Here is a 1,044-nt window from a genome sequence, read left to right as displayed (position 1 = left end):
ATGGTGATAGCTGAGGCCCCGCGAGGCGTCGGCCATGCGGGCAAGACCAAGATTGGTGCCGTCGGCGAGCACCGCCGCCAGTAAGGCCGCTTTGTCGGCGGTGGGAAAACCGGTGCGCAGATGCGCGAACCTGTCAGTGAACCCGGTCCAGGCGTTAACCTCGCTCAGAACCTCCGTGATCCGCACCCGAGGCAGCATGCTGTTCAGCCGCAGCGCCAGATCGCGGGCCGCCTCGGGCACGGTGGGCGGCGTGCGGGCGATAAAAAGCTTGCCGTCCTCGATCTCTACCCCGTCGAGGTCGCCCCGCTCGGCCCGGGCGGCCACGAAAGTCAGACTCTCGCGCAGCATCTCTGTCCGGGTTTCAATGTAGCGATTGGGATCGGTCTCACCATCAACGCCGGTGGCTGTTCCTGTCCCGGCCGGGAGCAGATAGGTCTCGAATGCCTGATAATCCCGGCTGCCAGCGACCCAGATATTGCTGCCCCGCAGCTTGTCGCGCAGTACGGCCAGCACCGCTGTTTCGTAGAGCCGCCGGTCCACTGTGCCGCTGGCGAAGATCAGCTTGCGCCATTGCGGCGGCAGAAACGCGGACGGTGGCCGTTTGGGCAAGGTACGGATTGTGCCACGGCTCAAGGCGCGGAGAAGTTCCAGCGCGGCCAGGACGGGATCGTTCGGCGCATTCGACCGGAAATCCAAGGCGGCAAGGAAGCGGGGGCTGAACCGGCGGAGCACCGAATATCGCTCGGCCGCCGTGACCAGAATATCCTGATCCGCCACATCGGCGACAGCGCCGATGATGGGCAGCACGCCTTCGAGATGGTCCATGCCGATCTCACGCTCGATGACACTCACCCCATCCTCGCCATCTTCCTGCGCCTGGCGCAAAGCGGCGATCGTCCGGCGGAACAGCAACAGCGCCTTGGCGACATCGCGCCGTGTGGCCTGAAACCGCCGCTCATCGCGGTTGCGCGCCCGGCTGAACAAGGTGCCGACATATTTCTCGAACATGGCCAGGGTTGCGTCCGTCAGCCGGGTTTCAAGGCT

Annotated in this window: 1 protein-coding gene; it reads right to left on the bottom strand. The window is 65.0% G+C overall.

Annotated elements, in window-relative coordinates:
* On the bottom strand, positions 1-1,044 hold a 1,044-nt coding region (locus tag B7Z76_RS16270; RefSeq protein ID WP_366925323.1), incomplete at both ends, for a Tn3 family transposase.

Origin of the sequence: Acidiphilium sp. 20-67-58, assembly GCF_002255515.1 — a bacterium.
In the GTDB taxonomy this organism is placed as follows: domain Bacteria; phylum Pseudomonadota; class Alphaproteobacteria; order Acetobacterales; family Acetobacteraceae; genus Acidiphilium.
The sequence above is the reverse complement of the archived record's forward strand: the minus strand, read 5'-3'. Positions and strand labels throughout refer to the sequence as shown.